The sequence below is a fragment of the Schlesneria sp. genome, assembly GCF_036405755.1.
GTDB lineage: Bacteria > Planctomycetota > Planctomycetia > Planctomycetales > Planctomycetaceae > Schlesneria > Schlesneria sphaerica.
In genome coordinates, this window is record NZ_DASWWZ010000225.1 from 1 (window position 1) to 9960 (window position 9960).

Genomic DNA, 9960 nt, shown 5'->3' on the forward strand with positions numbered 1-9960 from the left:
CTCGCTTCACTCGGCGGCTTTCTCATGCGCAAAGGCGATGGCGAACCCGGATGGATGACCCTTTGGAGGGGGACCGAACGACTTCTAATCGCACTGCAAACTCAAGATGCTCTCAGGAGAAAATGTGGGTAATGACAAGGAAGATTGTTTGGTGAGTCCCGCCTACGTTGTTCTTGCGCCACTTCTGGGCGTGCACTCACCATTCTTCGAATACTTTTTCAAGTTACCGGACTCACTCTTACTTCTCGAATCGTACTCGCGTGGTTTGACCAAAGATCGATTGCGGCTCTACTTCGACGACTTTGCACGGATGCCCCTTCTCGTACCACCCGAAACCGAGCAGCGGCGGATCGCCCAATGTCTCTCGTCGCTGGACGTTTTAATTGACACTATGTCACAAAAGCTGGACTGCCTGCGAATGCACAAGAAAGGCCTGATGCAGCAACTGTTCCCGTCATCGGAGGAGGCCTGAGCGGATGTTCCGGCGAGTCGGAACCGCAATGGCAAGGCATCGAGCACCGAGTTAGACTGTTGGACGCGCGTCGGTCGCGACGATAACATGTCGGGTCACGTTGGGACTGACGAATGCTACGGACTACCGCGAGGAGAAATTGAAATGAACCGGCTGCAACTCGCGACACTGCTCTCCTGGGCAGGTGAGACCGGATTGCAGGGCCGTAAGCGGCTGCAAAAAGTCGTTTACTTTCTTCAGGCTGCGGGCTGCCCGCTCGAATGCGTCTACACACTTCACCACTTCGGGCCCTATTCGTGCGATGTGGCCGATGCCTGTGATGAGATTGTGGCCGCCGGTCTGGTGGAGGAGACCGGAGGACCTCGCTTCGGGTCGCAGTATGTCTACCAACTGATGCCGATCACGCGCCAATTTCTTGAGCAGACGATCGATGAGGAAATGCAGCGTTTTGAACAGCTCGGCAAGGAACTGATCGGAAGCGACATCTGGCAGCTTGAACTTGGTTCGACCATCCTGTTTTACTTCAGTCAGTCAACGGATCAGGATTGGGATCAGGCCCTGCAACTGGCCTGCCAGTTCAAACGAGTTTCCCCTGCACTTCCCGCAAGTCAGAGTGCCTTGAAACTGGCGAAACGATTTCACTCGGTAGATGCGACCTAGCGAGCGGGGACTGCATGTCTGACAAGGTCTTCCGTGACCCGCTCTACAATTACATCGCTTTCGATCGCAATCGCGACGGGTGGCTCGTTGATCTCGCAAACTGTCGTGAGGTCCAGCGGTTGCGTCGTATTCATCAACTGGGTGTGAGCAACTTCACTTACCCAGGTGCAGATCATACGCGATTCGCGCACAGCCTTGGCGTCACCCACCTGATGAAGCTTGTACTCGAACATCTCGAGCGAGTCAGTGACGCCGAACGAATCAGGAAGGCACGGCAGGCGCTGCTGGCGACGGCACTTCTTCACGACGTGGGACATGGTCCGTTCTCCCATCTGTTCGAGCCATGTCTTGGTATCAATCACGAGCAATGGTCGATGGCAGTGATCCTCGACGAAGGATCGCAGCTCCACGAGATCCTCAAACGGGAAGATGCCTATCTCCCGTACCACGTTGCCGACCTCATCAATTCTCAAGACACCAAGCATCCGGCCTGGCAACGAGCCCTGATGTCGAGCCAGCTCGATGTCGATCGGCTCGACTATCTCCGTCGCGACAGTCTGTTCACAGGGGCAGGATACGGCCATTTCGACTGGCATCGATTGCTGACCACGGTGCAGTTTCATGACGACGAAACGGATCTTGTGTGGCCTGCCAAGTCGGCCATGGCAATCGAGGAATACATCTTCGCCCGGTACTACATGTACCAAAATGTTTACCTGCACAAGACCACACGCGGATTTGAGGTATTGCTGCAGGCAATGTGGAAACGCGCTGATGAACTCAGGAAGAGTGGCACCAACGTCAACGCAAATCCTGTTCTGGAACAGTTCTGGAGATCTGAAGACCCCAATCCTGCGACGATGCTGGTTTCTGACTATCTCGCAGTGGAGGAGTTCACCGTGCTGGAACAAATTCAGCGGTGGACTGGCCACAGCGACAAGTCGCTCGCGGACTGCGCCAGGCGATTCCTTAATCGTGATGGGTTGGCGATGGTCGAGCCGCCGCCACCCGTCAATCCCCTCAAATCGAATGATTTCGGGAAATGGGAGTCAGACCTGCACCTGTTGCTGAAAGCCAAGGGTTATGAGGAACCGTCGATGTACTGCCTGGCCGACACGGTGAAAGGAAAGTATCGCCAGCCGTACCGGGAAGAAAAAGATCCCGTAAATCAGTCTGCCGTCAATACAATTCGCGTGCTGGTCGACGAGCAACCTGTGGCGATCGGGGCCTATCTGCCGCGACTCGGAGCGGTGATCACTCCTCAGGAAGATCGCGTCTACTACTACGTACCGAAAGAGATTCGCCAAGAGGCGATTGAGCTCCGTCGGAAGCTGATGTCATCCAATTCAGACACGGAGTTTGGCAACTAAAGACTATGACCGAAAACGACCAAAAACAACTCGGCAAGATTCTCTGGAACATCGCAGACCATTTACGCGGGGCAATGAACGCGGATGATTTTCGCGATTACATGCTTGCATTCCTGTTCCTGCGATACCTCTCGGACAACTACGAAGCGGCCGCAAAGCGTGAACTGAGGAAGGACTACCCCGACCCCAATGCGATCGGCAACGGCGGAAAATCTCCGCTCTCCGTCTGGTACGCTGAAAACAAGAAGGACGTTCCCGCGTTCGAAAAACAGATGCGGCGCAAGGCGCACTACGTGATCAAGCCTGAGCATCTGTGGACAAACGTCACTCACCTCGCCAAAACGCAAAGCCGCTACCTGCTGGACACGTTGAAGGATGCGTTCAAGTACATCGAGGAAGATTCCTTCGAGAGCACATTTCACGGACTGTTCTCGGAAATTAACCTGAGTTCAGACAAGCTTGGAAAGAATTACGAAGCACGCAATGACAAGCTCTGTTCGGTCGTCAGTGAGATTGCACGGGGCTTGGCCCTGTTCTCCAGCGATACCGACACGCTCGGCGATGCTTACGAGTATCTGCTCGACAAGTTCGCCGCAGGCTCGGGCAAGAAGGCGGGCGAGTTCTATACCCCGCAGCGAATCAGCGACATTCTGTCAGCCATCGTCACACTGGACGGACACGAACCGACGATGGGGCATCGAAAGAGGTTAGAGAGCGTTTTGGATTTCGCCTGCGGGTCAGCGTCACTCTTGCTCAACGTCCGCCGTCATGTCACGGACGCAGGAGGAACGATCGGGAAGATTTATGGCTAGGAATCGAATATCACGACCTACAACCTTGCGCGGATGAACATGCTGCTGCATGGAGTCAAAGATACCGAGTTCGAGATCTACCACGGTGATTCGCTGACTAACGACTGGGACATGCTCCGCGAGACCAACCCGGCGAAAGTGCCGAAGTTCGATGCCGTCGTCGCCAATCCTCCTTTCAGCTATCGCTGGGAACCGAACGAGGTGCTGGGTGAGGACGTCCGGTTCAAGAACTACGGACTGGCACCCAAAAGCGCAGCCGACTTTGCGTTCCTGCTGCATGGCTTCCACTACCTGAGTGAGCAGGGAGTGATGGCGATCATCTTGCCGCACGGTGTCCTGTTCCGAGGGGGCGCGGAAGAGCGCATTCGCACCAAGCTGCTCAAAGACGGGCATATCGACACGGTCATTGGGCTCCCCGCCAACCTGTTTTACTCCACCGGCATCCCCGTCTGCATCCTGGTGCTCAAACGGTGCAAGAAGCCGGACGACGTCTTGTTCATCAACGCCAGCGGCCCCGAGAATTTCTCTAAAGGGAAACGCCAGAATGTCATGACGGACGAGCATATCGGCCGGATCATTCGCACCTATAAAGATCGGCCGAAGCAGGTCGAGAAGTACGCGCGCCGGGTCAAGATGAAGGAGATTGAAGCCAACGACTTCAATCTGAATATTTCCCGGTATGTCAGCAACGCCGAGGATGAAGTCCAAATCGACCTGAAACAAACGCACGCCGCACTGGTCGATATTGAACGCGAGATTCAAAAGTCCAAGAACGCCCACAACCAGTTCCTCGTGGAACTCGGATTACCTCCGTTACCCTGACATTCGCGAAGTTCCGTCAGCCAGCAGAATAATGCGAGAGACTCGGCCCCCTGGTAAGGCGAATATCGGAGAGAGTTGTTTGCGAGTGAAAGAGCGATACATTCATCGGAGGCGACGACTCCGAATCGGAGAAAGCACACGATGAACCGGTTCCCGTAGCCCGAAGGGAGGGGCACTTCGGTGCCTTAGGATCGGTGAATCCGACGCTCTCTCGTGGTTGGCGACCCAAAGGCTCGTTTTCTTGACTGTTCGAGCAGGGGGCGTCACAGCTTTACTGCGGCTTTTTTCTGGGTTTCCTGGGTTTGGGCGGGGTGGTGAGTGCTTCCAGCTTCGTGATCAGTTTCAGGTCGTTTTCGTATCGCTGACGTTGTCGCTCGTAGGATGCGTTTGTTTTGTTGCAGACGAGTGTTTGGGGGGAGCCTTTTCGCTCGGTCACGTGCGTGCAGTCGCAGTGATGGCGTTCGATCTGATTGTGCAGATGCTGGCGGCGGTCTTTTCGGAGGGGGAACCGACCGACCTGTTGCTCCGGGTCTCGTAAGAACTTCGCCAAGGTCTGGCAGTCGCCACAACTGCATTTGAAATTCGCGCTGCGGGTCCAGTCTTTGGGGGGTTCCACTGGGTCGGCTGTTGCCGCCCGAAGCTGCACAAGACAGTGTTCACGCAGTCGTGTGAGTGCGGGCTGACCTGCGGGAAACCTGGGCAACCACTTCTGGGCCGATAGAAGGTCGGGAACTAAAACTCGACGAAGATTGTACCGGCGCGGATCAAGGAGAATCCGATCGAGAAATCGCTCCAGTTCGTCAGCCGCTTCCACGGCAGCGCCGATTTGCAGCAGTGGATCGACCAGTCCGATGTAGTCCCTGGCGGGATCGTTCCACGATCCTTCTTCGATCCAGAGATCATCATCCTCATCACCGACGAGTTTGCGTTCGAAACGCTTCACGGCGGACCATAGTTCTGCCGCGAGGGACTGGCAGACCTGGAGTCGTTGTTTCGTCGGTTTGGGGGGATCGCAGCAAAGCGGGGCACACACGGCGACAATCCGGGCGATCGTTGTCATGTGATCTTCCGGTTGCTGTTGAACCACAAAACTCAGCAAGGACGGACCGAGTACATCCCAGCCGACTTGGTTGCACAGGCGAGTCAGTGCTTTCCCTTCGGAGCCGTTGAAGCTTCGGGGGAGTACGTCCCGCACAAACCGGAATGCCAGTTCCGCGTCACCGATTCGCTCCAACAGTTCCAGCATGCGGGTGGCGAGTGAGACCTTGTCGCTGCGTAATTTCCAATCCGGGTTCCATTGCGCAATGATCTGTTTGGCGAACTCACGGAGGGAGGATGACTGGTCCGAGGCAGGGGACGCGGCCATCATCTGCTCGAGTGCCGGGACGGACGACGATGGTCCTCCACTGGCCATAATCTGGAAGAATCGAGCGGGGGGCCAGATCACCACGGCTGCCTGGTGGTACCAGCATTCGACAGTGACACCCTCATTCCCCGTCGCTTCGTGAACTTCCTGGCGGCGGGACCAGTCCTTTTTCTCATCGAAGCCCAGGACTTCTTCTTCCTGAAACTCAATCTTGCCGAAGGGCTGCGGTTCTCCGTCCGGATTCAGCCAATGGGCGAGCGAAAGATCCTCATCGTGCACTTCACCAAGTTCGACATCAGTATCGTCTGCCTCGTCGTTGTCATCATATCTGTATCTTCGTCGTCTTGAGCTGCGGCCCCAATAGCGATCGGTGTCCAGGGAATCATAATCGGCTTCCCCCGATTGCCAGTGCGTCAGGAGGGCCAGATAGCAGGGATAGCCGAGCGACTCGGCGGCCTGTCGCAGGACGTCGAATCGAGTCCGATCCTCTCCTTTCAACTGCCGGGGATCGAGGTTGGCTTCGGTGTATTGATGCCTCAGCGGAATGCAGATCTTCTCCATTGGGTTTGAAGCGTTTTCGAAGAGATTCTCCAACTCTTGTCGCGCCTGCTGGACGAGGGGCTGATTGCGTGGCGCGGAGGGCTGGCGACGACCGCTCAAAGAGAGGTTGTAAACCAGACAGATTCGAAATCCCGATGTCACCGGAGTGACCTCGTGCTGGCAATCGGCGTAGAACGCAGCGAATCGGGTCTGAAATTCGGAGGCTGTTCCACCAAAGTCAATGGTCTCTGTCTGTCCGTCATGCCGCACGATGAGCGATCCTCCCTCGTGGAGTGAGGGGAGGCAAACCACCAGCGTCGCGAACATTCGGGCAATCTTCTCGGTATCGCGGTGGGGCGCGAAAAAACTCCCTTTCTCATACACCAGCAGTTTGTAGAGGTGTGCCGAGATCTTTTGATCTAAGCCAAAGTCACGTCGAATTTGTTCGACTGCGGTTTCGATCTGGGTGGCCCAGTCGGTATTTTTGAGACGGAACTGGGTGGGCTCGAACTGCCAGACGCGGCGAACATCTGTGTCAACGATTGTTTCTTCGCCTCGACCATAGGGGGCTTGTTCCGCCTGTTGGATAAGTCGCTTTGCTTCCACAGCGGCTAATGGAAGTCCGACGGAACCGAAACCGTCGACTTCCAGACCCGGAAGTACGGCCGGTAACTGGCCGGATGTTGCGAAACGAGATGACTCCCCAAGCGAATTGAGGATTTGCTCCAGTTCCTTCATGGATGACTGCATGAGAACTCCCTACCAGCCCTGTCTCTGATGATTTTGAACCCGCTGAAGAATGAGCCAAAATCATGATCTGTGAATTGTGTCGGGATTCTACTGAGACTAAGCCGTCAGGTCATGTGAGGGATGAATGTCTCCGCTGGGTGAGCATCCTCTGATTCAGTGCGGGGCGAACAACCGTTTGATGATCCATGGTCGGAGGTTCTCTCAGAGCGACCCTCGCTGCTGGTGACGCCGTTTACAGTGGCGAGCACCACGATCTTGCGGCGTGCATGTCGATGAGGGCTGCACGTCGTCAGTGATGATTGAATTGAGCGGACCAGCAGAGACGAGCGTTGCTGCACCGTGTTCGGTCATTGCAGCGGTGGGATTGACGTGTTGGAATGGGAAGGCCGCTGTTGAGAAGCGGAGAAGCTTAGTTGGTATCGTGCCGGGTGGGATCTGAGATGGATGAGCCGTTGTGGCAGGGGCGTGGATTGGCTGCTCAGCTTTTGGTTGTGTTTGATTTGCTGGGGACGTTTGTATTTGCGCTGAGCGGTGCGGCGGCGGGGGTGAAAAACAGGCTCGACCTGTTTGGACTGATGTTTCTCTCCTTTGCGGCGGGGAACGCGGGGGGGGTCGCCCGTGATGTTTTAATCGGCGCGGTTCCTCCGGCTGCCATTCGCGACTGGAAGTATGTGACCGTCTCGGTCGTTGCGGGCCTGGTGATGTTTTTGTGGTCTCCGGGGATTAACCTTCGAAGCTGGCCCGTGCTGGTCTTTGACGCCGCCGGACTGTCACTGTTCGCCGTGACGGGGACTCAAAAGGCACTCTCGTTCGGTCTTCATCCCATGATGGCCGCGCTCATGGGGATGCTGACCGGGATCGGCGGAGGGATGCTGCGTGATCTGCTGGTCCGCGAGACACCCCTGGTTCTTCAGGCAGATATTTATGCCGTTGCTGCACTGGCCGCAGGGGTCCTGGTTGCGACCGGGCATACGTTGCAGTTGCCCTTGAGTGGGTTCCTGATCGCGGGAGCGCTCCTCTGCTTCTGGCTGAGGATGATGTCGCTGTACCGTGGATGGCATTTGCCGCGACCGTTGGCTCATTCGGAGCAAGAATAACTCATGCTGGGAGGCATTTGCGGAAGCCAGTGTGAGACGGCGCACAAAGCGAGTCGGACTTGATTTTCTTTTCTCCCGCTGTCGGGTTGCGGGGTAGCCGCTTGCTGATCAGGGCTCGGCGTGGCCACTGCAGGGGAGGCGGGCCGCGGTGAGCCGACATTTGATGACCGTCATCAAACCCCGGCCCACCGCTTTCCCCGTCGCACAATCCGCATTGGTCGCAGGATGTCAGCTCAAAATTACTCTCGTCTGGACTAGAAGACCCGTGGACGCTTCTGGCCTGAGTGAGTCACGCAACCACAGGAACATCCGGCGGGGGATTCTTCGTATAGCGAGCGTATGCCTGCTGTCGTTCTTATGGTTCAATGATCGCACTGAAGCCGGATTCGTTGAGAGCCCGGACCAGATCACCTGATTCAAAATCGCCTGTGACGAAAAACCGGGTTACTCCGGGTTTGGCTGTATGACCTGTGACTCCTGCGACACTGCTGATGGCCTCATCAATGGCGTTGCAGCAGGGGGGACAGCAGTTATGGATGCCTGAGATCTGGGCGCGCGTCAGCCGTGCGGACATCGTCGGGGCCAAGGGCTGTACCTGAAGGTCTTCGTTGTCGGATGTACCGTAGAATCCTGCTGCGGCGAAGGCTGCGAGGGCCTTGCGGGCAGCGGCCTCGTCGCTGGCGGTCAGCGTCACTGTTCCGTCGCGCAGATTGCAGCGCGAGTAGACTCCCTGCACCCGGATCATGGCGGCATCAACGGCGCTGGCGCAGCGATGACTGCGGGGGTGAACACCAGATAGTTCCACCTTGATTGCAGTTCCTGTGGTCATGTTCCTCTCCTCAGCAAATCAGTTTCGCTCAGAGCGATTCGACTGAAAGTCATCTGGTGATGGCTTTCGTTCAGGCATTCGGCGGTGGTGAAGCTCCATCGACAGCCTTGCTTGTTCGATCCCGTGATCGCCTTAGATCACCGTCGTACCGTGCAGATCACAAACTCAGCGAACTCCTGGTAGCAAGAGGGAGGAATGCACGATGCGTACCGATCATGAAGATTGCTTAAAGTCCCGACATTTACAGCTGTCTCAGAGCGTTTGAAACGTGGGAACCGCGAATTTTGTTGGAAAGATGACAGTCATAACGGCTTCGACGTGTCGCCATGTGGTGACAGTGTCTCCCTGGTGTTCATCTGACCTCATGCGCCACTGGACCTGCAGGCCGAGGTGGTGAGATGGCCGCGCGAGGTGTTGTGCGGGCCGACACTGGAAGGGTTGTTGCTTCTACGCGGTTAGGTATTGCGGAAGCTGAGCTCTGTGCCACAGGTAAGGAATACGGTGTCGAGCGTCGGTCCCCCTCCTGGATACGGTCAAATGGTCGCGATGATTTCTTCGGACACGTCCTGACCGCATGCGAGAGAATCTGTGCTGCGAAGAGGCACCGATGTTCAAACCAGGCCATTTCAAGCGGGGTACTTCTATGAGCCCCAATTGGAGTTGGCCTTCCTGCACCGAGCAGGGCCACAGCGGATCACGAAGCAGACGAGCGATCAGCGAGCGCATGCGCAGGCATCTCAGGACGTGTGATGCGTGATCCGTGGAACGAGTCGGAGCGACCCCACTGTTTCAGAGGCTTTCGACGCTGCCAATGACATCCATCATCGCGGCGGGCATGGCGGCAGTCATCGTCATCGATATGCGACGGTGCGGGCGGGGAGTGGGAAGTGGTTGATCCTGTTTCTCGTACTCGGGGTGGACGATCTCTAGATCGACAACACTTTCACCGACGGACAGCAGGAGTCGAGTTTTGGGGAACAGGTGCCGCCTACTGCCGAACTCTCTTGTCGCACAGATAGCTAGTTGAATCGCGTAGTAGTTACGGGCACGGCCCCACACGATGACACTTCCATCGCTCGCCAGATCAAGCACGATGTCGCGTATCAGTCCATGGGTCCCGATCTTCAGTGCCAAGTTGAACGCGTTCAGCGAATCATTTCGCTCACTCCACTCGTTGCATTCCATTTGCATGTCCATCTGGGAATGTGATTGCTCGTCGCCGCGGATGTATTGTGCAAATAA

8 protein-coding genes and 1 pseudogene are annotated in these 9960 nt (G+C 56.3%); 6 read left to right on the forward strand and 3 right to left on the reverse strand.

Translation table 11 applies throughout. The features are described from left to right. From VGE80_RS07745 to VGE80_RS07765, 5 genes and pseudogenes are all read left to right on the forward strand, one after another. On the forward strand, positions 1-132 hold a 132-nt coding region (locus VGE80_RS07745), incomplete at its 5' end, for an IS4 family transposase (protein ID WP_440592247.1). Between the two features lie 19 nt (positions 133-151). Continuing rightward, positions 152-472, forward strand: a complete 321-nt coding sequence (locus tag VGE80_RS07750; protein ID WP_440592241.1) for a hypothetical protein — start codon at positions 152-154, stop codon at positions 470-472. Between the two features lie 144 nt (positions 473-616). Beyond that, entirely contained in the window at positions 617-1132 is a 516-nt protein-coding gene (locus VGE80_RS07755; protein ID WP_440592242.1) for a hypothetical protein, read from the forward strand. Between the two features lie 14 nt (positions 1133-1146). Next, on the forward strand, positions 1147-2502 hold the full coding sequence (locus tag VGE80_RS07760) for an HD domain-containing protein (RefSeq protein ID WP_440592243.1): 1356 nt from the start codon (positions 1147-1149) through the stop codon (positions 2500-2502). Between the two features lie 5 nt (positions 2503-2507). Continuing rightward, a pseudogene (locus tag VGE80_RS07765) lies at positions 2508-4136 on the forward strand (type I restriction-modification system subunit M). Between the two features lie 271 nt (positions 4137-4407). Here the strand turns inward: VGE80_RS07765 and VGE80_RS07770 are convergent. Further along, the gene (locus tag VGE80_RS07770) at positions 4408-6792 is read right to left on the reverse strand and encodes a 2OG-Fe(II) oxygenase (RefSeq protein ID WP_440592244.1); all 2385 of its coding nucleotides are present in this window, start codon (positions 6790-6792) and stop codon (positions 4408-4410) included. Between the two features lie 440 nt (positions 6793-7232). Between VGE80_RS07770 and VGE80_RS07775 the strand changes: the two genes are divergently transcribed. Next, positions 7233-7889, forward strand: coding sequence for a trimeric intracellular cation channel family protein (locus VGE80_RS07775; RefSeq protein WP_440592245.1), 657 nt, complete (start codon positions 7233-7235; stop codon positions 7887-7889). A gap of 355 nt (positions 7890-8244) precedes the next feature. On the opposite strand, the gene VGE80_RS07780 is transcribed toward VGE80_RS07775, so the two are convergent. After that, complete coding sequence (locus tag VGE80_RS07780) at positions 8245-8718, reverse strand: hypothetical protein (RefSeq protein ID WP_373653187.1); 474 nt, start codon at positions 8716-8718, stop codon at positions 8245-8247. A 789-nt stretch (positions 8719-9507) separates the two neighbouring features. Beyond that, the coding region (locus VGE80_RS07785) for a hypothetical protein (protein WP_440592246.1) at positions 9508-9960 on the reverse strand (453 nt) is incomplete at its 5' end.